The sequence below is a fragment of the Micromonospora sp. NPDC049203 genome (genome assembly GCF_043197215.1).
Lineage (GTDB): Bacteria > Actinomycetota > Actinomycetes > Mycobacteriales > Micromonosporaceae > Micromonospora.
The window spans coordinates 287873-311874 of sequence record NZ_JBICSV010000004.1 but is presented as its reverse complement, the minus strand read 5'-3'; the positions used below and the strand labels follow the sequence as shown (position 1 = coordinate 311874).

General features: G+C 73.3%; 29 protein-coding genes. 11 read left to right on the top strand and 18 right to left on the bottom strand.

The genetic code is table 11. The features are described 5' to 3' along the window. Window position 1: 1 nt before the first annotated feature. Complete coding sequence (locus tag ACGFIA_RS13905) at window positions 2-793, bottom strand: EI24 domain-containing protein (RefSeq protein ID WP_357469042.1); 792 nt, start codon at window positions 791-793, stop codon at window positions 2-4. A gap of 40 nt (window positions 794-833) precedes the next feature. On the opposite strand from ACGFIA_RS13905, the gene ACGFIA_RS13900 reads away from it, so the two are divergent. After that, on the top strand, window positions 834-1826 hold the full coding sequence (locus ACGFIA_RS13900; protein WP_357389218.1) for a YafY family protein: 993 nt from the start codon (window positions 834-836) through the stop codon (window positions 1824-1826). 88 nt (window positions 1827-1914) lie between these two features. Then, window positions 1915-2586 carry a DNA polymerase beta superfamily protein gene (locus ACGFIA_RS13895; protein WP_393260139.1) on the top strand — a complete coding sequence of 224 codons (672 nt, stop codon included), beginning with the start codon at window positions 1915-1917 and terminating at the stop codon, window positions 2584-2586. A 4-nt stretch (window positions 2587-2590) separates the two neighbouring features. Here the strand turns inward: ACGFIA_RS13895 and ACGFIA_RS13890 are convergent, their stop codons facing one another. The 5 genes from ACGFIA_RS13890 to ACGFIA_RS13870 all read right to left on the bottom strand — a co-directional run bounded on the left by ACGFIA_RS13890 (window position 2591) and on the right by ACGFIA_RS13870 (window position 5989). Beyond that, entirely contained in the window at window positions 2591-3328 is a 738-nt protein-coding gene (locus tag ACGFIA_RS13890) for an alanyl-tRNA editing protein (protein WP_357389222.1), read from the bottom strand. Between the two features lie 11 nt (window positions 3329-3339). Further along, on the bottom strand, window positions 3340-4227 hold the full coding sequence (locus tag ACGFIA_RS13885) for an alpha/beta hydrolase (RefSeq protein WP_357389224.1): 888 nt from the start codon (window positions 4225-4227) through the stop codon (window positions 3340-3342). Beyond that, window positions 4224-4538, bottom strand: a complete 315-nt coding sequence (locus ACGFIA_RS13880; protein ID WP_357389226.1) for a DUF2516 family protein — start codon at window positions 4536-4538, stop codon at window positions 4224-4226. Before ACGFIA_RS13880 ends, ACGFIA_RS13885 begins: the two co-directional genes overlap by 4 nt. 72 nt (window positions 4539-4610) lie before the next feature. Continuing rightward, window positions 4611-5351, bottom strand: a complete 741-nt coding sequence (locus ACGFIA_RS13875) for a hypothetical protein (RefSeq protein ID WP_393260135.1) — start codon at window positions 5349-5351, stop codon at window positions 4611-4613. After that, window positions 5348-5989 (bottom strand): helix-turn-helix transcriptional regulator, encoded by a 642-nt coding sequence (locus tag ACGFIA_RS13870; RefSeq protein WP_357389230.1) that lies wholly within the window; start codon window positions 5987-5989, stop codon window positions 5348-5350. The genes ACGFIA_RS13875 and ACGFIA_RS13870 overlap by 4 nt, the downstream gene beginning before the upstream one ends. A gap of 113 nt (window positions 5990-6102) precedes the next feature. Here ACGFIA_RS13870 and ACGFIA_RS13865 point away from each other — a divergent pair, with 113 nt between their 5' ends. Beyond that, window positions 6103-6900 carry an alpha/beta hydrolase gene (locus ACGFIA_RS13865; protein ID WP_357389232.1) on the top strand — a complete coding sequence of 266 codons (798 nt, stop codon included), beginning with the start codon at window positions 6103-6105 and terminating at the stop codon, window positions 6898-6900. Between the two features lie 104 nt (window positions 6901-7004). Here ACGFIA_RS13865 and ACGFIA_RS13860 read toward each other — a convergent pair whose 3' ends face one another. The 4 genes from ACGFIA_RS13860 to ACGFIA_RS13845 form a co-directional block, all read right to left on the bottom strand. Further along, the gene (locus tag ACGFIA_RS13860; protein WP_357389234.1) at window positions 7005-7964 is read right to left on the bottom strand and encodes an asparaginase; all 960 of its coding nucleotides are present in this window, start codon (window positions 7962-7964) and stop codon (window positions 7005-7007) included. A 94-nt stretch (window positions 7965-8058) separates the two neighbouring features. Beyond that, window positions 8059-8901 (bottom strand): 3-keto-5-aminohexanoate cleavage protein, encoded by an 843-nt coding sequence (locus ACGFIA_RS13855; protein WP_357389236.1) that lies wholly within the window; start codon window positions 8899-8901, stop codon window positions 8059-8061. Between the two features lie 112 nt (window positions 8902-9013). Next, the gene (locus ACGFIA_RS13850; protein ID WP_357469030.1) at window positions 9014-10123 is read right to left on the bottom strand and encodes a folate-binding protein; all 1110 of its coding nucleotides are present in this window, start codon (window positions 10121-10123) and stop codon (window positions 9014-9016) included. Then, complete coding sequence (locus tag ACGFIA_RS13845) at window positions 10120-10527, bottom strand: Fur family transcriptional regulator (protein WP_357389280.1); 408 nt, start codon at window positions 10525-10527, stop codon at window positions 10120-10122. Before ACGFIA_RS13845 ends, ACGFIA_RS13850 begins: the two co-directional genes overlap by 4 nt. Before the next feature lie 91 nt (window positions 10528-10618). Here ACGFIA_RS13845 and ACGFIA_RS13840 point away from each other — a divergent pair, with 91 nt between their 5' ends. Continuing rightward, window positions 10619-11470 (top strand): aminotransferase class IV, encoded by an 852-nt coding sequence (locus tag ACGFIA_RS13840; RefSeq protein WP_357389240.1) that lies wholly within the window; start codon window positions 10619-10621, stop codon window positions 11468-11470. 77 nt (window positions 11471-11547) lie between these two features. Here ACGFIA_RS13840 and ACGFIA_RS13835 read toward each other — a convergent pair whose 3' ends face one another. Then, window positions 11548-12135, bottom strand: coding sequence for an FABP family protein (locus ACGFIA_RS13835; protein ID WP_357389242.1), 588 nt, complete (start codon window positions 12133-12135; stop codon window positions 11548-11550). 4 nt (window positions 12136-12139) lie between these two features. Then, window positions 12140-12244 carry a small membrane protein MtfM gene (mtfM, locus tag ACGFIA_RS13830; RefSeq protein ID WP_030504452.1) on the bottom strand — a complete coding sequence of 35 codons (105 nt, stop codon included), beginning with the start codon at window positions 12242-12244 and terminating at the stop codon, window positions 12140-12142. A gap of 23 nt (window positions 12245-12267) precedes the next feature. Between mtfM and ACGFIA_RS13825 the strand changes: the two genes are divergently transcribed. The 3 genes from ACGFIA_RS13825 (at window position 12268) to ACGFIA_RS13815 (ending at window position 15164) form a co-directional block, all read left to right on the top strand. Then, complete coding sequence (locus ACGFIA_RS13825) at window positions 12268-12630, top strand: DsrE family protein (RefSeq protein ID WP_357389244.1); 363 nt, start codon at window positions 12268-12270, stop codon at window positions 12628-12630. Window positions 12631-12708: 78 nt separating this feature from the next. After that, the gene (locus tag ACGFIA_RS13820; RefSeq protein ID WP_357389246.1) at window positions 12709-13092 is read left to right on the top strand and encodes an SCP2 sterol-binding domain-containing protein; all 384 of its coding nucleotides are present in this window, start codon (window positions 12709-12711) and stop codon (window positions 13090-13092) included. After that, complete coding sequence (locus ACGFIA_RS13815; protein ID WP_393260125.1) at window positions 13089-15164, top strand: glycogen debranching N-terminal domain-containing protein; 2076 nt, start codon at window positions 13089-13091, stop codon at window positions 15162-15164. Before ACGFIA_RS13820 ends, ACGFIA_RS13815 begins: the two co-directional genes overlap by 4 nt. Before the next feature lie 2 nt (window positions 15165-15166). Here the strand turns inward: ACGFIA_RS13815 and ACGFIA_RS13810 are convergent, their stop codons facing one another. The 6 genes from ACGFIA_RS13810 to ACGFIA_RS13785 all read right to left on the bottom strand — a co-directional run bounded on the left by ACGFIA_RS13810 (window position 15167) and on the right by ACGFIA_RS13785 (window position 19652). Next, window positions 15167-16015, bottom strand: coding sequence for a hypothetical protein (locus tag ACGFIA_RS13810; protein ID WP_393260122.1), 849 nt, complete (start codon window positions 16013-16015; stop codon window positions 15167-15169). A gap of 108 nt (window positions 16016-16123) precedes the next feature. Continuing rightward, a complete protein-coding gene (locus tag ACGFIA_RS13805) occupies window positions 16124-16462 on the bottom strand; it encodes a DUF1416 domain-containing protein (protein ID WP_354868562.1) in 339 nt (112 codons plus the stop codon). Next, on the bottom strand, window positions 16462-17310 hold the full coding sequence (locus tag ACGFIA_RS13800; protein WP_393260119.1) for a sulfurtransferase: 849 nt from the start codon (window positions 17308-17310) through the stop codon (window positions 16462-16464). Before ACGFIA_RS13800 ends, ACGFIA_RS13805 begins: the two co-directional genes overlap by 1 nt. 192 nt (window positions 17311-17502) lie before the next feature. Next, window positions 17503-17580 carry an Ms5788A family Cys-rich leader peptide gene (locus ACGFIA_RS13795; protein WP_311202345.1) on the bottom strand — a complete coding sequence of 26 codons (78 nt, stop codon included), beginning with the start codon at window positions 17578-17580 and terminating at the stop codon, window positions 17503-17505. Window positions 17581-17740: 160 nt separating this feature from the next. Continuing rightward, on the bottom strand, window positions 17741-18523 hold the full coding sequence (locus tag ACGFIA_RS13790) for a DUF2993 domain-containing protein (RefSeq protein ID WP_357389254.1): 783 nt from the start codon (window positions 18521-18523) through the stop codon (window positions 17741-17743). A gap of 79 nt (window positions 18524-18602) precedes the next feature. Continuing rightward, entirely contained in the window at window positions 18603-19652 is a 1050-nt protein-coding gene (locus ACGFIA_RS13785; protein WP_357469015.1) for a hypothetical protein, read from the bottom strand. 246 nt (window positions 19653-19898) lie between these two features. On the opposite strand from ACGFIA_RS13785, the gene ACGFIA_RS13780 reads away from it, so the two are divergent. The 4 genes from ACGFIA_RS13780 to pstS all read left to right on the top strand — a co-directional run bounded on the left by ACGFIA_RS13780 (window position 19899) and on the right by pstS (window position 23993). Beyond that, window positions 19899-20618: a response regulator transcription factor gene (locus ACGFIA_RS13780; RefSeq protein WP_176722767.1), complete on the top strand. Its 720-nt coding sequence runs from the start codon at window positions 19899-19901 to the stop codon at window positions 20616-20618. A gap of 150 nt (window positions 20619-20768) precedes the next feature. After that, on the top strand, window positions 20769-21623 hold the full coding sequence (locus ACGFIA_RS13775) for a polysaccharide deacetylase family protein (protein ID WP_393260116.1): 855 nt from the start codon (window positions 20769-20771) through the stop codon (window positions 21621-21623). A 67-nt stretch (window positions 21624-21690) separates the two neighbouring features. After that, on the top strand, window positions 21691-22662 hold the full coding sequence (mshD, locus tag ACGFIA_RS13770; protein WP_357389260.1) for a mycothiol synthase: 972 nt from the start codon (window positions 21691-21693) through the stop codon (window positions 22660-22662). Window positions 22663-22895: 233 nt separating this feature from the next. Next, on the top strand, window positions 22896-23993 hold the full coding sequence (gene pstS, locus ACGFIA_RS13765) for a phosphate ABC transporter substrate-binding protein PstS (protein WP_357389262.1): 1098 nt from the start codon (window positions 22896-22898) through the stop codon (window positions 23991-23993). The last annotated feature ends 9 nt before the right edge of the window (window positions 23994-24002 follow it).

The window sequence follows — 24002 nt, the reverse complement described above, 5'->3', positions numbered from 1 at the left end:
CTCAGCTCTCCTCGATGGGCTGGCCCAGCGACCGGCGGGCCAGCAGCGCGGCCCCGGCGACGGCGGCCGGCATGACCAGCACCGCGCCGAGCGGGATCAGGAAGCACAGGAAGACCGCCACCCCGAAGCCGAGCGCCGTCGGCCGGTCGGCCCGCAGCCGCACCCGCCGGTCCGGCAGCCGCATCCCCCGCCGGTAGAACGGCGCGCCGACCAGCTCCAGCGCCAGGAACCAGCCACCCACCAGGGCACCGACCACCGGGACCATCGTCTGCCCCACCACCGGGATGAAACCGGCCGCGAAAAGGGGTACGCCGATCAGCGCGGACAGCGCCACCAGGCGCAGCGAGTCGGCGAGGCTGCGTCGCAGCGAGGACCAGAACGGCACGTCCACCGCACCGGGGGTGCCGCCGAGCCGGTCCTCGACCCGCTCGGAGATCGCCTCGTAGAACGGGTCACCGATGACCAGCGTGACGGCGGTGAACGTGAGCACCCCGACCAGCCCGGCGACCCCGACCACCGCCAGCCCGGCGGCCACCCGCAGCAGCCCGCGCCAGGGCGACGACCAGTCGTCGGCGAACGGGGTGAGCCAGCCCGCCAGGTCGTCCACGAAGTAGAGCAGCGTGGCGAACAGGGCCACGTAGAGCGCGCCGGTGATCAGCGCCGGGATCACGCCGAGCAGCATCAGCTTCGGGCTGCGGACGTACATGCCGAAGCCGCGCAGCAGCAGCCCGGCGCCGCCGAGGAAGCGGGTGGCCGCGCCGGTGACGGGCGCGACGGTACGGGAGGCGTTCACGACGGCACAGCCTAATCCGCCGGTGCACCACAATGGGCCTGTGCGTGCGTCGCGGCTGATCTCGCTGGTGTTGTTGCTCCAGTCCCGGGAGACGATGACGGCCGCCGAGCTGGCCCGCGAGCTGGAGGTGTCGGAGCGCACCGTCTACCGGGACGTGCTGGCGCTCTCCGCCGCCGGTGTGCCGGTGTACGCGGACCGGGGGCGGGCCGGCGGCTACCGGCTGCTGGGCGGCTACCGGACCCGGCTGACCGGGTTGAGCCGGGACGAGGCCGAGGCGCTGTTCCTGGCCGGGCTGCCCGGTCCCGCAGGGGACATGGGACTTGCCGACTCGGTCGCCGCCGCCGAGCTGAAGGTGCTGGCCGCGCTGCCGCCGAGCCTGCGGGACGCGCCCGCGCGTACCGGGCAGCGGTTCCACCTGGACGTGCCCGGCTGGTTCCGGGAGACCGCGCCGCCGCCGGCCCTGACCGAGCTGGCCCGGGCGGTCTGGCGGGACCGGTTGGTGGAGCTGCGCTACCGGCGCGGGGACCGGGAGGTGACCCGCACGCTGGCGCCGTACGGGCTGGTGCTGAAGAACGGGGTCTGGTATCTGGTCGGCCGGGTCGGGGACGGCTGGCGGACGTACCGGGTGGACCGGGTGGTCTCGGTCGAGGTGAGCGCCGACGGGTTCGAGCGGGACGAGGACTTCGACCTCGGGGCGTACTGGCGGGAGCAGGCGGGCGCGTTCCTGCGTGAGCTGCTGCGGGAGCGGGTGACGGTGCGGCTGGGCCCGGCCGGGTTGCGGGCGTTGCGGCACCTGGTGGACGCGCCGTTCGTCCACACCGAGGCGGTGGAGGCGGCCGGGCCGCCGGACGAGCAGGGCCGGCTGGTGCTGCGGCTGCCTGTCGAGTCGGTGGACGTCGCGTACGGCCAGTTGCTGGCGCTCGGCCCGGAGGTGGAGGTGCTGGCGCCGCCGCAGCTGCGGGCGCGCTTCGCCGAGGCGACCCGCCGCGCGGCGGCGCTCTACACCGATCCGCCGTCCGACGGTCAGCGGTAGCCGGTGGCGTCGGCCGGCTTACCGGCCTTGATACCTGACAGCGGAAGTCCGGTTTGCCGGACGATCCGGATGGGCGATCATCACCGGTATGCACCTGCTGCTGTCCGGGATCGTCGGCTCGGTCGCGTACGGGCTGGCCGGTCCCGGCTCGGACACCGACCGGATCGGCGTGTTCGCCGCGCCCACAGTCGCGTTCCACGGCCTGCGCCCGCCCCGCGAGTCGGTGGTCACCACCGACCCGGACGTCACGCTGCACGAGGCCCGCAAGTACGCGCTGCTGGCGCTGAGCGGCAACCCGACCGCCACCGAGCTGATGTGGCTGCCCGGCGACTGCTACGAGACCCGTACCGGGTTCGGCGACGAGCTGATCGCCATCCGGTCGGCGTTCCTCAGCGCGCCGCGCGTCCGTGACGCCTACCTCGGGTACGCCTCGCAGCAGTTCCGCAAGCTCGCCACCCGCTCGGCGGACGACGGCGGGCGACGGCGCTCGGCCAAGCACGCCCGGCACCTGGCCCGGCTGCTGCACCAGGGCCGGGTGCTGTACGCGACGGGCGTGCTGGAGATCCGCCTCGCCGACCCGGGCTGGTTCCGCGCGTTCGGCGAGCGGGTCGCCGGCGGCGCGCTTGACGAGGCGCAGGCGCTGGTGGCGGAAGCCGAGGCGGAATTCGACCGGATCCGGTCGCCGCTGCCGGAGCGCCCGGACGAGCAGACGGTGGAACGCTGGCTGCTCGCCGTCCGGGCGGCGTACCTGCCGCGCTGAGCCGTCAGTCCGCCAGGCGTACGCGTACCCGGCGGTTGGCCCGGCCCTTGCTCTCCACCTTGACCACCTGGACCTTTCCGATCTGGGCGGTGGACGCGACGTGCGTGCCGCCGTCGGCCTGCACGTCCAGCCCGACGATGTCGACGATCCGCACCTCCTGCTCCTCCGGCGGGATCAGGTTCGACTGGGTACGGATGATGTCCGGCAGGGCGAGCGCCTCGGCGCGCGGCAGCACCCGCACGGCCACCGACCGGTCGGCGGCCACCTCGGCGTTCACCAGTTCCTCGATGCGAGCCTTGAAGTCCGGCGGCACCTCGGGCAGGTTGAAGTCCATCCGCGCCTCGCCCGGTTCCATGTTGCCGCCGGTGACCAGCGCGCCGAAGTCGCGGAACACCACGCCGCAGAGCACGTGCAGCCCGGAGTGGGTGCGCATCAGCATGGTCCGGCGGTCGTCCTCCACCGCGCCGACCACCTCGGCGCCCACCGGCGGCACCGGGTCGCCCTCGGCCGGGATCAGCCACAGGTCGTCGCCCTTGCGGGTGCCGACGATCCGGGTCTGTACGCCCTGCCAGAGCAGCACCCCGTGGTCCGGCGGCTGCCCGCCGCCACCGGGGTAGAACGCGGACCGGTCCAGCACGATGCCCTGCTCGGGATCGGCCGCCAGCACCCGGCAGGTCCACTCCCGCAGGGTCGGGTCGGCGAGGTCGAGCCGGTGCGTACGGCCGTGGTGTGTGACGCCCATGGTCGGCGACGTTACCCGTTCAGGAACTCCGAGACGCGCCCCCGCAGGTCGGCGCGTTCGGTCCAGAGCACGCCGGGACGGTCGTACACGTGCAGTGTGGCGTTCGGGAGCGCGGCGGCGAGCCGTTCGGCGACGGCGACCGGGTGCAGGTCGTCCTCGGCGGCGGCGATGACGAGGGCCGGCGCGGTGACCGAGGCGAGCGACCCGGCGTCGTCGAGCGGCGCCTGGGCGGGCAGGTCGGCCAGCCCTGGTGCGAGCCCGTCGCGCAGCAACTGGTCGAGCCGCTGCCGCAGGTACGCCCAGCCGGCCGGGGTGTTGCGCACCGACGGCGGCAGCTCCAGCGACACCGCGTCGGCCAGCGCCGAGGCGTCGCCCTCGGCCACCGCGTCGAGCAGGCCGGTGAGCCGGGCACGGGCCACCTCGCCGCGCGGCGTGTCCAGTGCGGCGGGGAGGAAGAAGACGAGCCGCTCGAAGCGCTCCGGGCTCTCCGCGAGCAGCCGGCAGAGCGCGCCCGCACCGAGGCTGGCGCCGAACGCCCGGGTCGCGCCGCTCAGGTCGGCGATCGCGCGCAGGTCACGGGCGAGGTCGAGATAGCTCCACGGCCCGGGCGGGGAGTCGGATCGGCCGTGCCCGCGGAACTGGAAGAAGACGCGCCGCCCGGCGACGCCGCTGCCGAACGGGCGGGTGGTGGCGATGCCGCTGCCGAGCCCGTGGGCGAACACGGTTACCGGGTCACCGGTGCCGGTGACCAGCCGTTCCAGGCTCACCCCGTGCGGCGTGGCGACCAGTTCCGTCTCCGGCTCGGGCAGCGCGGGCCGCCCGGTCCGGGGCGCACCGGGACCGGGCCCCCAGGTGCGGGGGCCGCCGTCCGGCGGCGGAGGCCAGCGGAAACCTCTCACCAGGACCCTCGGCCGTCGTGCAGGTCCCGCAGGCCGGGCCGCACGTCGAGCAGGTAGATGAGACCGGCCGCGATGCCGATCAGTCCGAACAGGCTGATCGGGCCGAAGCCGAGCAGGGTGAGCGCCAGGCAGACCGCCAGGATGGCGACCCAGCCGCCCTTGGGCAGCGTGCCGATCGCGGCGAATCCGTCGCCGCGCTGGGTGACCGCGTGCACCAGCGCCACCCCCTGAACGACGAGGGCGAAGACGAGCAGGATCAGCTGGATCACGCTTTGGACTGCGAACGCGAAGATCGGCGCGGCGGTGGCCATGGGTGCAAGCTTAAGCCGAGACCCCGGAAACGTCCGACAGGACGTTGTCCGGGGTCCCGGTGGAGCATCGGATCACTCGGCGGCCGGGCGGGTCCGCTTCGTGGTCTTCGGCAGCTTCGCCGCCGAAGTGGCCGGCTTGGTCGCCTTCGTGGCGGTCGTCTTGGTGACTGCCTTGGTGGCGGTCGCCTTGGTGGCGCGGGTCCGCTTCACCGCGGCCGGCTTGGCGGCCACAGCCTCGGCCACCTCGGCCGGGCTGGGCACCTCGGCCGGCGCGGTGGCGGCCGGCTTCGGGGCGGCCTCGGTCTTCGGGGCCACGTCGACGCCGGTGGCCTCGGTGGCCTCGATGTCGGCGTTCACGGTGTCGGCGGCCTCCAGCACCCCGGCGCCGACGACACGCTCACCCCGGGCGACAAGCTCGGCGTACGCGGCGAGGGCGCGCTCCTGCGCGGCGTGCGCACCGGCCACCACGACGGCGGCGTTGCGGGTGGCGGCCTCGCGGAGCTTCTCGATGTTGGCGGCCTCGCGCAGCTTCTCCAGGTTGGCCGCCTCGCGGAGCTGGTCGAGGTCGGTGGCGACGGCCCGCTCGCGCAGCCCGGTGGCGGTCTGGTTTGCCGTCTTCAGCGTCTCGGTGGCCTTCTGGCGCAGCTCGAAGCCGGTGACGACGGCCTTGCCACCGAGGTCGGCGACGACCCGGGTGCCGAGGCCGCTGACCACGGTGGGCAGCTTGCGCAGCTGCTCCAGGGCCAGCTCACCGGCGCCGGCGGCGGCGTAGAGGGGTGCGGGGATGCGGTTGGTCTTCGGCTGGGTGGTCATGACTGCTCCTCTTCGGCCGCACCGGCGGCCTTCCGGGCCGCCCGGCGGGCGGTCGTGTGCTCAGGGGCGGCGGTGGTCGGGGCCGGCGCGGCACCCGCTTCGGTGACGGCCACCGATTCGAGGACCGCCTCGGTCGGGGTGCCCTCCGGCGTGACCGGACCGGTGGCGGCCGCCGCGACGGTCGCCGGGGCCTCCGGCGCACCGGCCGCCTCGGTCGCGGTTGTCCCCGTCGTGGCGGCCTTCTCGGCCGTGGCGGCCGTCTCCGCCGCCGTGGCCGCCTCGGTCGCCTCGGCCAGGCGGGCGTTCTCGCGCCGGAACGTCTCGTAGATCTGGGTGAGCGACTGCTTCTGGGCCATGGTCAGCTCGGGGTCGACGGCGATCGCCGCGAGCACGCCCTGGCCCTCCTTGTCGTCGAGCAGCCCGGCGCGCAGGTACATCGCCGGGGTGGAGACACGAAGCGCGCTGGCGAGCTGCTGGAGCACCTCGGCACTCGGCTTGCGCAGCCCGCGCTCGATCTGGCTCAGGTAGGGATTGCTGACACCCGCCTGCTCGGCGAGCTGGCGCAGTGAGATCTTCGCGTTGCGCCGCAGGTCGCGAATGAACCCGCCGACATCGGGAAGGTCCTTACTGGTGGCCATGACTCAACGCTAGCTCGGTCCGCTAACTGCTGCAAGCAAAACGCTAGCCAGAGTTAGCAGGGTCACCGAAGGTGGGTTGCGGAGCCGATGTCCGGTCCGTACCGTTCCCGTCCGTGACCAAGATCGATATCAACGGCGCCCAGCTCGCGTACGACGAGAGCGGCGCCGGCACCACCGTGGTGCTGCTGCACGCCGGCATCGCCGACCGGCGGATGTGGCGCGAGCAGGTCCCGGCGCTCGCCCAGCGGCACCGGGTGCTCGCCCTGGACCTGCGCGGCTACGGCGAGTCGGAGCTGCCGCCCGCGCCGTTCGCCCACCACGACGACGTGATCGGGCTGCTCGACGCCCTCGGCATCGAGCGGGCCGCGCTCGTCGGCTGCTCGTTCGGCGGCCGGGTCGCCGTGGACACCGCGCTCGCCCACCCGGAGCGGGTCTCGGCGCTGGCGCTGTTCGGCGCCGCCATCTCCGGCAACGAGTGGTCGGAGGAGACCGAGCAGCTCTGGGAGGAGCTGGTCGGCGACGTGGACCCGGAGGACTTCGCCGCCACCGCCGCCGGGGAGGTGCGCTTCTGGGTGGTCGGCCCGACCCGCCGCCCGGAGGACGTCGATCCGGAGCTGATCCGGTTCGCCGAGGAGATGGACCGCCGGGCGCTCGCCGCCGAGCAGGCGCTGAGCGCGATCGAGGTGGGCGAGCTGGACCCGCCGGCCATCGACCGGCTGGGCGAGCTGCGCGTACCGGTGCTCGTCGCCGCCGGCGCCGACGACCTGGCCGACATCCGCCGCCTGGCCGACCGCATCGCCGACGAGGCCCCGAACGGCGTACGCCTCCCCGACGTCCCCGACGCGGCCCACCTGCTCCCCGTCGAGCGCCCCACCGAGACGAACGCCGCCCTCCTGCCCTTCCTCCCCTGACCCCCTCTTTCGCCGATCTTGCACTTACGGCCCTCCGCGCGCCCGGAATACCCGGTTCGCCGGGGCAGCAAGTGCAAGATCAGCGAGAGGGGTGGAGGTGAGGGTCACCAGAGGGGGCGGATGGCTCCTACCGGGAGGCCGCCGCCCAGCAAGGGGGGCTCGGCGTACTCGGTGAGGATGGGGGCGCGTACGTTCAGGCGGGCCAGGGCGGACACCAGGACAGGTGTGCGGGCTCTCGCGGCGCCGTCGTCGATCTTCAGGGCGACAGCGCCGACCTCCGGGATCGCCGCCGCGATCACACCCTCCGCGCCGATCTTGGCGAGCAGACCGGGTACGCCGCGCATCAGCCGCGTGTCCTCCGCCTGGGTGCCGCCGACCAGCTCCGGGTACGCCCGCATCGCGTCCGCCACCGTCCGCTCCTCGGTGCCCGGCTCGGCGCCGACCAGCCGCAGGAACGCCCGCGCCAGCCCGGTCAGCGAGACGGCGAGCACCGGTGCGCCGCAGCCGTCCACCCCGACCGCAGCCGCCCGCTCGCCGGTGAACTCCTCGATGGTGGCGGTCAGGTGCTGCTGGAGCGGATGCTCCGGCCGCCAGTAGCCGTCCAGCGGCCACCCGGCGGCCAGGCAGGTGCGCAGCATGCCCGCGTGCTTGCCGGAGCAGTTCATCAGCACCCGGGCCGGGCCGCCGCCGGCCCGCAGCACCGCCTCCCGGGCCGCCTCGCCGAACGGCAGGTCCGGCGGGTTGTGCAACGCGTCCCCGCTCAGGCCGGCGTCGCGCAGCAGCGCTGTCACCCGCTCGACGTGGAACTCCTCGCCGGCGTGACTGGCCGCGACGAGCGCGACGTCGGCCGGGTCGGTCAGCGGCAACCCCGCCCGGAGCATGCCGATCGCCTGCATCGGCTTGTTCGACGAGCGGGGGAAGATCGGCGAGGTGACGTCACCGGCCCCGGCGACCGGCTCACCGGCGGCGTCGAGCACCACCACTGAACCCCGGTGGACGCCCTCCACGAACCCGGACCGGACCACCTCGGCGAGCGGCACGCCGCCCTCGTACGTTTTTCCCACGTTATGGACGGTACCGAGGGGACGGGCCCGGTCGGCGGCGGGGTGACCTGCGACGTCGACCGAGGCGGTACGGGGCCGCAGCGGGGTGCGCCGCTTACCTGGCGGTAGCCGGGAGGCCGAGCAGCGTACGGGCCTCGGCGGTGGTCAGCGGCGGGCGCTGGGCGAGCTGGGCGAAGCCCACCGCCCGCGCGACGAGCTGCATGTTGGACTCCACCGGGCGCCCCTTGGCGTACGTGACCGTGTCTTCCATGCCGACGCGCAGGTGACCACCGGTCGACAGCGAGGCCAGCATCACCGGGATGGTGCTACGCCCGATGCCGGTGGCCGAGAACGTGGTGCCCTCGGGCAGGTCACGCAGCATCTGCTGGGCTGCCACCAGGGTCGCCGTGGTGCCCGGCATGCCGCCCGGCACGCCCATCACGAAGTCGACGTGCACGTGCCCGCCGTGCGGCAGGCCGTACTTGCCGAGCAGCCGCTGCAACGCGGTGAGGTGGCCCAGGTCGAAGATCTCGTACTCGGGGACGACGCCCCGCTCCTGCATCCGGGTGTGCAGGTCGACGATGAACTCCCACCGGTTGAGGAACACGTCGTCGCCGAAGTTGACGGTGCCCATGGTGCAGGAGGCCATGTCCGGCCCGGCGTCGAGCACCGCCAGCCGGGCGGCCTCCGGGTCGGTCACCGCACCGCCGGAGGAGAGCTGCACGATCAGGTCGGTGCTCTCCCGCAGCGCCGCCACCGTGTCGCGCAGCCGCCCCTGGTCGAGCGTGGGCCGCGCGTCGTCGTCGCGGATGTGGACGTGGATCACGGCGGCGCCGAGCGCCTCGCACTCCTTGGCGGTCAGCAGCAGCTCGTCGAGCGTCACCGGCAGCGCCGGCACCTCCGCCTTCGCCGACTCCGCGCCGGTGGGGGCAACCGTGATCAACGTCCCTGTCGTCATGCCCCGGATCCTAGACCGGTGCCCGACGCCGGGTCGACCGGAGGATTTCCGGTGCGAGCGGCGTTAAGAAGGGACCCTTCCTCTACCGGAGGCGTTAATAGGGGGCCCTTCCTTACACGTCAATGGCGGCGGCGCTCTCACCCACCAGCAGGCGGGCGTCGTCGGGCGTGTTGCGCTTCAACACGGCGAGCGCCACCTGGCCCAGCTCGAAGTGCTGCACGGCGGTGCCCACGAAGCCGACGGTCCGGCCGTCGAGCGTCACCGGCGTACCGGCCACCGGCGGCTGGTCGGTCGCCACGCCGTCCAGGTGCAGCAGGACGAGCCGGCGGGGCGGCTTGCCCAGGTTGTGCACCCGGGCCACGGTCTCCTGACCCCGGTAGCAGCCCTTGTCGAGGTGCACGGCCGGGGCGATCAGGTCCACCTCGGCCGGGATCGTCCGGTGGTCGGTGTCCACGCCGGCCCGGGCCCGCCTGGCGGCCACCCGCATCGCCTCGTACGCCCACAGCCCCGCCACCGGCACCCCGGCGCCGCGCAGCTCGGCGACCACCTCGTCCATGGCGGGCCGGGGCACCAGCAGGTCGACGCCGAGCGCCACCCGCCGGGCCCAGCCGCCGACGGGGAGCGGCTTCACGTCGTACACCACTGAGGGCCGCGCGGGCAGCTCACCGGAACGGAACTTCGGACCCGGCACCGCGACCACGTCGGGTGCGGCCAGCCCGGTGACGCCGAGCGTGTCCAGCGCGCCGGACGCCTCCGGCCCGACCAGCGACAGCAACGCGTGCTCGGCGGTGGCGTCGCGCGGGTCGACCCGGCTGAAGAACCGCATCTTCTCCAGGAATGACAGGAGGCCCTCGGTCATCCCCGGCTCGGTGTCCAGCCAGGTGGTCTCGCCGTCGTCGGCGACCATCGCGTGCTGCTCGACGTGCCCGTGCGGGGAGAGCACCAGCAGTTCGGTGCCCTGCCACGGCGCCAGCGCGGCCAGGTGCTGGCTGGTGAGCGTGTGCAGCCAGCCGATCCGCTCCTCGCCCGGCACGGCGACCACGCCCCGGTGCGAGCGGTCGACCAGCCCCACGCCGGTGGCCAGGAGCCGCTGCTCGCGCATCGGGTCGCCGTAGTGCGCGGCCACCGGGCCGACCCCGGCGGCGCGGTGGGCCGGCTCGGGCTGGTCCCGGGTCTTGTCGTCGATGGCGTCGGTGGTCACCGCGCCGGCGATGTCGATCATGTGTGTTCCCCGTCCTGTGCGCAGCGGCCGCAGACCCCGAAGAGCGCGACGTGCCCGATGTCGACCTGGAACCCGCGCTGGTCGGCCAGCTGGTCGGCGAGCGGGCGGAACATCTCGGGTGAGATCTCGTCGATCGCCCCGCACTCCCGGCACACCAGGTGCACGTGCTGGTGCTCGCCGGCCGCGTGGTAGGTCGGCGAACCGTGCGACAGGTGCGTGTGCGTGACCAGACCGAGCCGCTCCAGCAGCTCCAGGGTGCGGTAGATGGTGGTGATGTTGACGCCGGCCGCCACCTCACGGACCGCCGTGTGCACCTGCTCCGGGGTGGCGTGCCCGAGGTCGAGGACGGCCTGGAGCACCAGCTGCCGCTGCGCCGTCAGCCGCAGCCCGCGCGCGCGGAGCATTTCCGCCAGGGAGGATTCGGACACCCTTCGATCATAGTTCGGCCGCCGCGCCGGTCCGTCCGCCGCCGGGGTACGCCACTACGCTGCGGCCGTGGAGGCGACGCGGGTGGCGGTGCTCGGCCGGGGGCTCGTACCGGCGGGTGAGCCGGTGCTGCGCGGCGACGACCGGGGCGTGCTGCACGGCGACGGCCTGTTCGAGACGCTGCACCTGCGCGACGGGCGGCCCTGGCTGCTGGAGCCGCACCTGGCCCGGCTGCGGGCCGGCGCCGCGGCGATCGACCTGCCGCTGCCCCCGGACGCCGCGCTTGTCGAACTGCTGGACGCGGTGTGCGCCGGCTGGCCCGCGCGGACCGAGGGCGCGCTGCGGCTGGTCTGCACCCGGGGGCCGGAGGGCGGCGGGCCGCCGACGGTGTACGCCACGCTCGGCGAGGTGCCCGCGTCGGCCCGGGCCGCCCGGCGCGACGGGGTGACGGTGGCCACGCTGCCGCTCGGGGTGGCCGCCCGGTCCCGCCCGGAGCTGGGGTGGCTGCCCAGCGGCGTGAAGTCCACCTCGTACGCGCTGAGCACCGCCGCCCGGCGGTGGGCGCGGCGGACCGGCGTGGACGACGTGCTCTGGGTCTCGTCCGACGGCTACGTGCTGGAGGGGCCCACCGCCAACGTGGTGTGGTGCAGCGGAGGCCGTCTCCTCACGGTGCCGGCGGCGCAGACCGGGATCCTGCCCGGCGTGACCGCCCACCACCTGCTGGAACGCGCGGCCGAACTGGGCCTGGCGGCCGGCGAGCACCTGCCCACGGTGCCCGACCTGCACGAGGCCGAGGCGATCTGGCTGACCAGCTCCCTACGCGGCCCGGTCGAGGTGACCAGCCTGGACGGCGATCCCCGCCCCAGGCACCACCTGACCCACCGCGTCCAGGCCCTCCTGCGCTTCACCCCACCCCGTTGACCATGAAGTTGGCGGCGTCGGCTGCCCGATTCGTCGCCGCCAACTTCATGATCGCCGGGATCGACGGCGGGGCGGGGTCAGCCGGCCACCCGGGTGAGACGGGCGGAGAGGTGCGGGCTCAGCGGCTGACCCACGGCGGCCATCTCCTGGGCGTACAGCAGGGCGCCCTCCACGATGCCGAACAGGCGGGCACCGGCGGTGACCTCCTTCGCCGTGGCGGTACGCACGACGGCGTCGGTGGCGAACTCGATCTGGGTGCCCTTGCGCTTGCCGATGTGCAGCTCCATCACGCCGGTCGGCACGGTCATCAACGCCTCCAGCTCGTCGGTGACCCGCTCACCGTCGAGCACCGGACGCCACCAGCCCACCTCGCGGCCGGCGGGGCGGACCGGGCGGCTCTGCTCGTCCAGGAGCCAGGCCCGTGACTCGTAGAACAGGAACGGCCGGCCGTCGTGGCTGATCCGGATCTCCTGCGCGTAGTCGAAGTCCTCGATCGTCGGGAACCCACCCCGGCCCCGGCCGCGCCACACCCCGACGTACGGCAGCAGCCCGTCCAGGCTCGGGTGCAGTTTCGGGCCGACGCGCAGGTCGTGGCTCTCCTCGTACGGGTACGGGTCGACCGGCGGCGCGTTCAACCAGGGCGGCTGAAGCGGATTCTCACTCACAGATTCACCACTTACCTCTAGCTATGCGGACCGCGAGATAGACCAGGCCACCGGCGAGCGCGCCCAGGCCGGCGACCAGCAGGCTGACGAACCCGATCTCGGTAACCATCCCGGCCATCCTATGCTGGCGGCATGGCGCGCACTCTCGTCGTGAAGGCCACCGCCGGCGCGGACTCCCCGGAACGCTGCGCCCAGGCGTTCACAGTCGCCTCCACCGCGGCCGCGGCCGGGGTGGACGTGTCGCTCTGGCTCACCGGTGAGTCCACCTGGTTCGCGCTTCCCGGGCGAGCGGAGACGTTCGAGCTGCCGCACTCCGCGCCGCTCGGCGAGCTGCTGCACGTCGTCCTGGCCACCGGCCGGCTGACCGCCTGCACCCAGTGCGCGGCCCGGCGGGACATCGGACCGGGCGACGTCATCCCCGGCGTACGCATCGCCGGAGCAGCGGTGTTCGTCGAGGAGGCGATGGCAGAGGGCGCGCAGGCGCTCGTCTACTGAGCCACCAACCAGCTTGTCCACTCTGCCCGGTGGGCCGATCCTGGCCCGACATGTCCGGATTGCGCCTACCATGCGCATGTGAGTGAGGCGATCAAACGGTTCTTCGCGTCGCTGCCGGCGCGCGCCGCGGTGGTGCTCAACAGCCCGATCGGCGGCACGCTCCAGATCGATCTGGCTGACGGCAACCGCACCGAGCACTGGTACGTGACGCTGAGTCCCGGATCAGCGAAGGTCAGCCGGGAGGAGCAACGGCCGGCCGACGGCGTGCTGACCCTCTCCACCGAGCTGTTCGAGAAGCTGGTCACCGGCCGGGAAGCAGGCATGGCAGCGGTGCTGCGCAACGAGGCCACGTTCAGCGGGCACGTCGTGCTCTTCCTCGCGTTCCGCCGCTTCCTGCCGGCCCGGCCCGACGCACGGGATCCGCGGGACACCGCCCGCGAACACGTCCGGCGGCCGGTGTGAAGGACCGGGTCAGCATCCTCGACGGCAACACGTTCCTGGTCAGCGACGATCGCGGCAACATCGAGCCGTCGTACGACTTCCCCACCGGGCTCTTCTCCTTCGACACCCGGTTCCTCTCCACCTGGTTCCTCACCCTCGACGGGCAACGCCTGCACGCGCTCTCGATCGACGACTCGCTGTCGTACAAGACGCGGTTCTTCCTGGTCCCCGGCGAGCCGACGCACTATCTGGACGCGGACGTCTCGCTGATCCGCGCTCGCGCGATCGGCGGCGGCCTCGACGAGCAACTGACCCTGCTCAACCACTCCGAGCAGGAGAAGGAGTTCCGGCTCCGGCTGGAGATCGGCTCCGACTTCGCCGACCTCTTCGAGATCAAGCACAAGCGGGACAAGAAGGGACGCACCACACCCACCGTGGAGCGCAACGCGCTGCGGCTGACCTACCGCAGGCAGGCGTTCCACCGCGAGACGCTGGTGACGAGCAGCGCGCCGGCCGAGGTCGACGCTGGCGGGATGACGTTCCGGATCCGGGTCGGCCCGCACAGCGAGTGGACCACCACGCTGCACATCGAGACGGTCATCTACGGTGCCCGGGGCGAGGACATCCGGGCCGCCCTTCCCCTCGGCCGCCGGCGCACGGCCGACGACATCGACGCGGAACAGAGCGACCTGATCAGCCGCGCGCCCAAGCTGGGCTGCGACTGCGAGCCGCTGGCCGGTGCGTACCGGCGCAGCCTCAACGACCTGGCCGCCCTCCGGTACGAGTCGATCACGCTCGGCGTCCGGCTGCTCGCCGCCGGCCTGCCCTGGTTCATGACGCTGTTCGGCCGGGACAGCATCTTCACCTCGTTACAGGTGCTGCCGTTCCTGCCGGAACTGGTCAAGCCCACGATCGTCATGCTCGCCGGCCTCCAGGGCAGCCGGATCGACGACTTCCGGGACGAGGAGCCCGGCAAGATCCTGCACGAGCTGCGCTACGGCGAGACCGCCGGCTTCGAGGAGCAGCCGCACTCGCCATACTACGGCGCCGCCGACACCACGGCGCTGTTCGTGATCCTGCTCGACGAGTACGAGCGGTGGACCGGTGACGCCGCGCTGGTGCGCCAGCTGGAACACGAGACGCGGGCGGCGCTGACCTGGCTGGACACGTACGGCGACCTGCTCGGCACCGGCTACGTCTGGTACATGTCCCGCAACCCGGAGACCGGCCTGCCGAACCAGTGCTGGAAGGACTCGCCGGACGCCATCTCCTACGCCGACGGGCGGATGCCCGAATTCCCCCGGGCGACGTGCGAACTTCAGGGGTACGCGTACGACGCGAAGCTGCGCGGTGCCCGCATGGCCCGCACCCACTGGAACGACCCGGCGTACGCCGACCGGCTGGAACGCGAGGCGTCGGCGCTGAAGGAACGGTTCAACAACGACTTCTGGATCCCGGACCGTGAGTACTACGCGCTGGCGCTCGACCCGTGGGGCCGTCGGGTGGACGCGCTCACCTCCAACATCGGCCACCTGCTGTGGAGCGGCATCGTCGACGAATCCCGGGCCCCGGCCGTCGCCGCCCACCTGCTCGGCCCGCGCCTGTTCTCCGGGTGGGGCGTGCGTACGCTCGCCGACGGGCAGGGCCGGTACAACCCGGTCGGCTACCACGTCGGCACGGTGTGGCCGTTCGACAACTCGATCATCGCCTGGGGCCTGTGGCGGTACGGCTTCCGGCAGGAGGCCGGACGGATCTGCGACGCCCTGCTCAGCGCGTCGCAGTACTTCGACGGGCGGCTGCCCGAGGTGTTCGCCGGCTACGCGCGCGACCTGACCGAGTACCCGGTGGAGTACCCCACCGCGTGCAGCCCGCAGGCGTGGTCCGCCGGCACGCCCCTGCTGCTGCTACGGGTGATCCTGGGCCTGGAACCGCAGGGCGAGCACCTGATCATCGACCCGGCCGTACCGGCGGGGATGGGCCGGGTGGAACTGCTCGACATCCCGGGACGCTGGGGCCGGGTGGACGCGCTCGGCCGCAGCCGCGAGCCACACGAGGAACCCGCGCCGCCGCCGCTCACGCTGCCCGACCAGTGACGTCAGGCCGGGCAGGACGTGGTCACCGCCACCCGGACCCGCTCGCCGACCCGCTGCGCCAGCACCGCCGGGTCGCCCGGGCGCGCGTACCTGTCGGCCGAGTCCACGACCGGCGCGGCGCCGCCGCCGAACGCGACGGCCAGCGGCTGATCGGCCGGTGCGGCCGCCTCGGACCGGACCGTGCGGGCGGTCCCGCCGCCCGGGCAGGGCGCGGCCAGCACCTGGACCGGGCCGGTCGCGCCGCCCCACCGGCCCAGCGCCGCGGCCAGCACTGCCGACTCGGCGGCGGCGTCGGCGGACGGGGCCCGGTAACCGGAACCCACCGGGCGGCAGCCCGTGTCGGCGGTGAGCAGTAGCCGGCCCGGTCCACCGGCCCGGCCCTCGACGGTGACGAACTCGCCCGCGTCGGCGCGCAGCAGCGGCTCGCCGTCGAGCGTCGACACCCCGGCCCGCCACGGCGCCGGCAGCCGGTCGGCGATGCCGCGCAGCACCGCGCGCACGTCGTCGCCGCCGATCGCCACCTCGACGCCGCGCTCCAGCGTCGCGCCGTCGTCCATCGGCGTGATCCGGCAGCCGCGTTCCAGCCGGTCCGGCAGGAGCGCCGGTACGCCCGCACCGCCCACCGCGGCGGTCAGCTCGCCGATCGCCCGGTCCACCACCGGGCCGGCCTGCTCCAGCGACCGCTGCTCCTTGACCGTCGGCGGATCGGTGCGCACCGACCACCAGGTCAGGCCGGCCAGCAGCACTGCCCACGCCACGGTGGCGACCACCGGCCAGCGCGGCCGGCGTCGGGCACCCGGTCCGGGGCCGGGCGGGTTGGGCGGGGCGTAGCCCGTCTCGACGGCAGTCACCCGGCAATGGTGTCACGTACCGGCGAGCTGCCCGGCCGCGCCTCGGCACCCTGGAACGGCTCGTGGCCCGCCACCCGGTCAGGTGGCGGGCCACGATCAGAGCGTGGGTCAGGCGGCGACCGAGACGGTCACCTCGTTGATCCCGCGGGTCGCCGACACGGCGGTGTCGCCGTTGCCGTGGCGGGACAGCGCGCGCAGCGTCCAGGAACCCGGCGCGGCGAAGAACCGGAACTGCCCGGCCGCCGACGTCACCACCTCGGCGGTGAACTCACCCGTCGAGTCGAGCAGACGCACGTACGCGCCCGGCACTACCTCACCGGACTCGGCCAGCACGCGGCCGGTGATGACGGTCTCCTTCTCCAGGTCCAGGCTGGCCGGGAGCGGAGCGGACTGGTCCGGCGCGGCGCAGCCGGCGGCAGCCGTCGAGGCGGCGGAGGCGGCGGTCATCAGGCCTCCCCCGGCTCGTCGCCGAGCGCCACCGGCACGCCGACGAGCGAGCCGTACTCGGTCCAGGAGCCGTCGTAGTTCTTCACGTTGCGGTGCCCGAGCAGCTCCTGGAGCACGAACCAGCTGTGCGAGGAGCGCTCGCCGATCCGGCAGTACGCGATCGTCTCCTTGCCGTCGTCCAGCCCGGCGTCGGCGTAGATCTTGCGCAGCTCGTCGTCGGACTTGAACGTGCCGTCCTCGTTCGCCGCCTTGGACCACGGGACGCTGATCGCGGTCGGGATGTGGCCAGCCCGCTGCGCCTGCTCCTGCGGCAGGTGGGCGGGGGCGAGCAGGCGGCCCGCGAACTCGTCGGGGCTGCGCACGTCGACCAGGTTCTTGGTGCCGATCGCGTCGACCACCTCGTCGCGGAACGCCCGGATCGAGGTGTCCGGCTCCTGCGCGACGTACTGCGTCTTCGGCCGCTCCACCGCGTCGGTGACGAGCGGACGGGCGTCCAGCTCCCACTTCTTGCGGCCGCCGTCGAGCAGCTTCACGTCGCGGTGGCCGTAGAGCTTGAAGTACCAGTACGCGTACGCGGCGAACCAGTTGTTGTTGCCGCCGTACAGGATCACGGTGTCGTCGTTGGCGATGCCCCGGTCGGACAGCAGCGCCTCGAACTGGGTCTTGTTGACGAAGTCCCGGCGGACCTGGTCCTGCAGGTCGGTACGCCAGTCGAGCTTGACGGCGCCGGCGATGTGCCCGGTGTCGTAGGCCGAGGTGTCCTCGTCGACCTCGACGAAGACGACGCCCGGGGCGCCGAGGTTCTTCTCGGCCCACTCGGCCGAGACGAGTGCGGTGTCGCGACTCATCAGATCACTCCCTGGTGAGGATGGTTTGGTGAGCCTGCGCGTGGGGATCGATCTCGGTGATTGTCGCACCACACGCGGACCCTGAGCTAGGAACGGATCACGGGTACGTGCGACGGCGCCGCTGCCGGGCGTTGAGGGGAGGTTCGTGGACCCTTGGGGCCGCCGTTCAGGCGGCCGGAGACAGCCCCGCCGTCAGATGACGGGGCGACACAGGCAGGTGGCCACGCGGCACAGGTCGACCGCGCGCCGTTTGGTGAGGAGGGTCCCCATGGGCAGGGAGATTACCAGCCCGCGCCACGGACGCCACCAGGCCGACCAGCATCCGGGACGGCAGGCCCGGTCACCGGACCGGGCGCGTGCGGCTTGTCAGCCGGCGGAGTCGATGGCAGGCCGGCTTGTCAGCCGGCGGAGTTGATGGCAGGCCGGCTTGTCAGCCGGCGGAGTTGATGGGCACGTTCGCCGCGTCCGCCGTGACCACCAGGCCCTCCGGCTTCGGCTCCACCTTGCGCAGGTTGAGCTGGAACGGCAGCTCCGGCAGCGGCACGTCGATCGAGATGCCCTGCGCGTACCGGGTCAGCGCGGCCCGGGCCAGCGGCAGGTTCGGCAGGCCATCGGCGGTGAGGTCGTTGAACCGCAGCGCCACCTTGTTGCCGGTCACCGTGACGTCGGCGGTGCCGTTGACGGTGAGCTTGATGCCCAGGACGTCGACCGGGGCGGTCACGGCGAGCTTGCCGTTGCGCTCGCCCAGCGTCAGCCCGGGCCGGTCCAGCAGCTTGGCCAGGCTCTCGTAGGTGACGGTGCCCCGCCCGTCCACGCTCTCGGCCACCACGTCGCCCCGGCCGGAGCGCAGCGTGTCCAGCGACGCGGTCACGTTGCGCGCGTCCACGTCCAGCTTCGGCACCTCCACCGCGTCACCCTGCACGTTCCCGCGCACGTCGGTGAGCTGGATCGAGATGCGTTCGTACCGGCCGTCGAGCACCTGGGTGAGGAACGGGAAACCGGCCACCTCGACCTGCGGCGCGGAGGACTGCGCGTCCTGCTTGGCGACCTCCTGCCGGACCTGGTCGGCGATGGCACGCTCGGCCACCCCGGCGGCGACCCGGTCGGCTACGACGAGCAGCCCGGCCAGCACCAGCAGCAGGACGAGGAAGCCGATCAGCACCTTCCGGCCCCGTCGCCGGGGTCGGCCCTCCGCCGGGTACGCCTCTGCCACGCCGCCTCCAGTCCTCGCCGCCGTCACCGCGCCTCGCGGCGCAACCGTACTTACCCGAGGCGAATCCTCCCCAACCGCGTCAGAGGAACAGCACGCACATGGCGTACGCGGCGGGCGCGGCCAGCGCGAACCCGCCCAGCGGCCCCTGCATGTGCCGGGCCACCCACATCGTCGGCGGCTCGCCGGCCATCAGCCGGCCCGCCTCGGCGTACCCCACGGCGAGGTCGGCCAGGACGGCGGTGGCCGCGCTGACCACCCCGACCAGGGCGGCGCTAGTCGGGGTGAAGCCGACCAGGTAGCTGCCGAGCACGGCGCTGGTGAGGGTGCCGATCATGGCGCCGGCGACCACACCGGCCGCGCCGCGCGGCACCTGCGGGGCAAGCCGGGGCCACGGCGCGACCGCGTCGGTGAGCCGGGCGACGAGCAGCGCCACCCCGGCGGCGGTGAGGCAGACGGTGATCGCCTGGGTGCCCTTGGGGATCCGGCTGAGCACGATGAGCGTGGCGAAGGCGACCACGCCCACCACGATGAACAGCGTGCCGCCGAGCGAGTCGGTCACCCGGACCCGGTCCACCCGCCGCACGAGCTGCCCCAGCACGCCGAGCAGGAAGCCGGCGGCCGCGGCGTAGCCGAGCGGGGCGAGGCCGGCGATGTCCGACCGCACGGCGGCGACGTCGGCGATCACGGCCGTGCCGGCGCTGACGAGCGCGACGACGAGCAGCGCGGGCGGTCGCATGGCCATCGTCCAGGCCAGCACGAACAGCAACTGGACGCCGAAGATGATCGCCGCGAACGGCAGCCGGTGCCCCGGGCCCGCGGTCTGCGCGCCGAGCACCAGGCCGACGCCGAGCAGCGCGGCGAAGCCCGCCACGGTGAGCGCCAGAGGCCGGCGGACGGGGACCGGCGGCACCTCCTCCTCGGGCTCCTCGTCGGACTCGTCGTCGGGACGCCGGCCGGGGCCGCCCTTACGCAGCCGGCGCGGACCCTTGCGCTCCCGCCGGTCACCGTCCTCGTCGGCGGGGCCGGTACGCGGGGCGGGCGGGTAGCCACGGGCGGGGCCGGGCGGCCCGGCGGACGGGTCGCCGGCCCACGGTTCACGACCGGTGTCGCGCGAGGTGGAGGGAAACACGCCCCGATCGTGCCAGACCCGGGCGGCTCGGCGGAGGTCCCGGTTTCGGCGACGTTAAAACCTGCGGCGCGATCAAGGGCAGAAAGGGCAAACGGTAAATCGCGCGAAGGTGACGGCTGGCCCATCGGTTACGCTCAGGCCGTTACCCCGCCCGTCGACGACGCCGGGACCCACGCAAGTTCACAGTGCCGCCCCCACCCGGGCGTGTCGCTGGTCGCGCGCGGCCGAAAGGCCGCCGGGACGGAGGTGATCGTGGAGCTCCTGCTGCTCGTGACCGCACGGGCCGGTGAGCCGTCGGCGGTGTTGCCGGCACTCGACCTGCTACCGCACTCGGTTCGCACCGCACCCCGCGACGTCCGCACGCTGGTCTCCGGCCCGACGCCGGACGCCGTTCTGGTGGACGCCCGCTCCGAGCTGAGCGAGGCGCGGGCCACCTGCCGGATGTTGCACGCCACCGGGCTCGGCGTACCCCTGGTCGCGGTCGTCACCGAGGCGGGGCTGATCGCGCTGAACGCGGACTGGGGCGTCGACGACGTGATCCTGGCCGGCGCCGGGCCGGCCGAGGTGGAGGCCCGGCTGCGGCTGGCGGTCGGCCGCCTCAGTAACGCCACCGCCGGTGCCGGTGGCTCGATCCGGGCCGGCGAGCTGAACATCGACCCGGACACGTACGCCGCCAAGCTGAAGGGCCGGCCGCTCGACCTCACCTACAAGGAGTTCGAGCTGTTGAAGTTCCTGGCCCAGCACCCCGGGCGGGTGTTCACCCGGGACCAGTTGCTGCGCGAGGTCTGGGGCTACGACTACTTCGGCGGCACCCGCACTGTGGACGTGCACGTGCGGCGGCTGCGCGCCAAGCTCGGCTCGGAGTACGAGTCGATGATCGGCACCGTCCGCCAGGTGGGCTACAAGTTCGTCGTCCCGCCGTCGCGCTCGCTGCCGGAGTCGGAGCCCGCCCCGCTGCCGGTCTGACCGCCCACGCCCCACCCCGCTAGAGGGCACTTTTCTCGTATGCCCTTTTTGCCCGACAAGTCAGCCATATCCTGGCTGACGGAATTGTCGGGCTAAGGGGGCGGCGGTGCGTGCGGTGAACACGGGGGCGACGAACGGCCGGTGCCGCTGATGCGGGGCTCAAGGCTGCGCGCCGCCGGGCTCGTGAGCGTCGTGCTGGCGGGCCTGCTCGGCTCGGCGTTCGTGCTGGGTCGCAGCCTGGTGCCGGAGCCGCGCCGGTCCGACGCCGGGGTGGCCACCACGCTCAACGGCCCGCGTTACGGCGACCAGCCACCCAGCACCGACCTCCCGAGCGGCACGGCAAGCGCCCGGCCGAGCCCCGACGCCGCGCCGGACACCGCCCCGGTCGAGCCCGGCGGCGACGGCCCGTACGGCGCCCTGATCGCCACCGGCTCGTCCCGCGTCGCGCTGACCTTCGACGACGGCCCCGACCCCCGCTGGACCCCGCAGGTGCTCTCGCTGCTGGCCCGGTACGGCGTGAAGGCGACATTCTGCGTCGTGGGCGAGAACGCCGAGGCCTACCCGGACCTGGTCCGGTCGATCGCGGCCGACGGACACACGCTGTGCAACCACTCCTGGAGCCACGACGTCAACCTGGGCAAGCGATCCCCGGCGACGATCCGGGCCGACCTGCTGCGGACCAGGGACGCGATAGTGGCCGCCGCGCCGGACGCGCGGATCGCGTACTACCGCCAGCCCGGCGGGGCCTGGACACCGTCTGTCATGTCGGCCTGCGCCGACCTGGGTCTCACCCCGCTGCACTGGAGCGTGGACCCGTCGGACTGGAGGGCGCCGGGCGCCACCACCATCGAGGCGAGTGTCCGCGCGCAGATGGGTCCCGGCGCGATAGTGCTCATGCACGACGCGGGCGGGGACCGGTCCGGCACCGTCAGCGCGCTGCAGGAACTCCTGCCCGAACTGCTGGCCCGGTTCGAGTTGGAGCCGCTGCCCGCCGGCAGGCCGTGACGAGCGCCACCGACCGCCGTCGTCGTCCACCGCGAACCACGGCCCACCGCCCGCTACCGTGACTCAGATGAGCAGCACCGAGCCGACGAGTGGTCCCGCGGCCGACCGGATCGCCTGGGGGGACCGGCTGACGCCGGACGGAATCGCCCGGACGGACCGGCTGACGCCCGACGAGGTCGCCGAGGTGCTGGCGCTGGCCCGCGCCGCCGGTGACGCCGACGGCGCCGACCCCCTCGACGAGCACGTGCTGCTGCGGATGCGCGATCCCGAGGCGCCGGCCGTGCACCTCACCGCCCGGACCTCCGACGGCACCCTCACCGGGTACGCGCACCTCGACACCACCGCACCGGCCGACGGCGTGGGCGTGGAGATGGTGGTGCACCCCGCGTACCGGCGGCGGGGCGCCGGGCGGGCGCTGGCCCGGGGCGTGGTGGACGCCGCGTCCGGGCCGCTGCGCGCCTGGGCGCACGGCGACCACCCTTCGGCCGCCGCGCTCGCCGTCGACCTGGGCTTCTCCCGGGCGCGGGTGCTCTGGCAGATGCGCCGCCCGCTCACCGCCGAGTTGCCGGCGCCGGTCGTGCCGGACGGCGTGACGCTGCGCGCGTTCCGCCCGGGCGAGGACGACGAGGCCTGGCTGGCGGTGAACAACGCCGCCTTCGCCCAGCACCCCGAGCAGGGCAAGTGGACGCTCGACGACCTGCGCGTCCGGATCGCCGAGCCGTGGTTCGACAGTGCCGGTTTCCTGCTCGCCGTCGACTCCGGCACCGGGCGGCTGCTCGGCTTCCACTGGACCAAGGTGCACGAGCAGCAGGGCTCGGCCCGCATCGGCGAGGTGTACGTGCTCGGCGTGGACCCGTCCGCGCACCGGGGCGGGCTCGGCCGGGTGCTGACCGCCGCCGGCCTGACGCACCTGCGCGACGAGCGCGGGCTCGACCGCGTGATGCTCTACGTGGACGAGAGCAACACCGCAGCTGTCGCGCTCTACCAGCGGCTGGGCTTCGCGCGCTGGTCCGCGCACGTCAACTACCAGCTGGGCTGAGCCTTCGCCCGCCCGGGAAAATCGTCACAAAGGCGATGCCGGGGCGCTAGTTCACGAAATGGACAACCCTTCCTCAGCGTACGGCCACCTCGTCGGCTGAACGTGTTCACCGCGCGTTCACTTGCGTCCGGCGAACCGTCCACCTGGCCCTCCTACCTTTCGTGTCAGCCGGTCAGCGCCGGCGCCCGGTACTCCGGGCGACCTGACCAAAGACGTGAAGGGAAACCCCTGAAGTGAAGCTCCAGCGGCACGGCGCCATCGCCTGTCTCGCTCTTACCGCGGTTCTCGGTCTCAGCGCCTGCGGCTCGGACAACAACGAGCCGGCCGGCGCCTCCGGCACCACCGCAGCGGCGGACTGCGCGACGGGCACGCTGAACGCGCAGGGCTCCTCCGCCCAGAAGAACGCCATGGCCGAGTGGATCAAGGCTTACCAGCAGAAGTGCGCCGGTACCACGATCAACTACGAGCCCAGCGGTTCGGGCGCCGGCATCCAGGCGTTCATCGCCGGCACCGCCGACTTCGCCGGCTCGGACTCCGCCCTCAAGCCGGAGGAGCAGCCGCAGGCCGACGCCAAGTGCGTCGGCGGCCAGGCGCTCAACCTGCCCATGGTCATCGGCCCGGTCGCTGTCGTCTACAACATCGACGGCGCGGACAACCTCCAGTTCAGCCCGGCCACCCTGGCGAAGATCTTCGCCGGCAAGGTGACCAAGTGGGACGACCCGGCGATCAAGGCCGACAACCCGGACGCCAAGCTGCCGTCGACCGCGATCCAGGCCGTGCACCGCTCCGACGAGTCGGGCACCACCGACAACTTCACCAAGTACCTCTCCAAGACCGCCGAGGCGGACTGGACGCTCGGCAACTCCAAGGCGTGGAAGGCCCCGGGCGGCGTCGGCGCGGCCAAGTCCGACGGTGTGGCCAGCAAGGTCAAGAGCACCGACGGCACCATCAGCTACGTCGAGTGGTCGTACGCCGAGAACTCCGACCTGAAGATGGCCAAGATCAAGAACGGTAACGGCGAGTTCGTCGAGCTGACCGGCGACTCGGCCGGCAAGACCATCGCCGGCGCCAAGTTCGAGGGTCAGGGCAACGACCTCAAGATGTCGATCGACTACAACACCAAGGAGGCCGGGGCGTACCCGATCGTCCTGGCGACCTACGAGATCGTCTGCAGCAAGGGGCTCGCCGCCGACAAGCTGCCGCTGGTCAAGGGCCTGCTCGGCCACGCCGCCAGCGCCGAGGGGCAGAAGGAGCTCGTCGAGCTGGGCTACGCGCCGCTGCCCGAGACCGTCCGCACCAAGGTCGAGGCCGCGGTCACGAGCCTCTCCTGACGCTCTGAC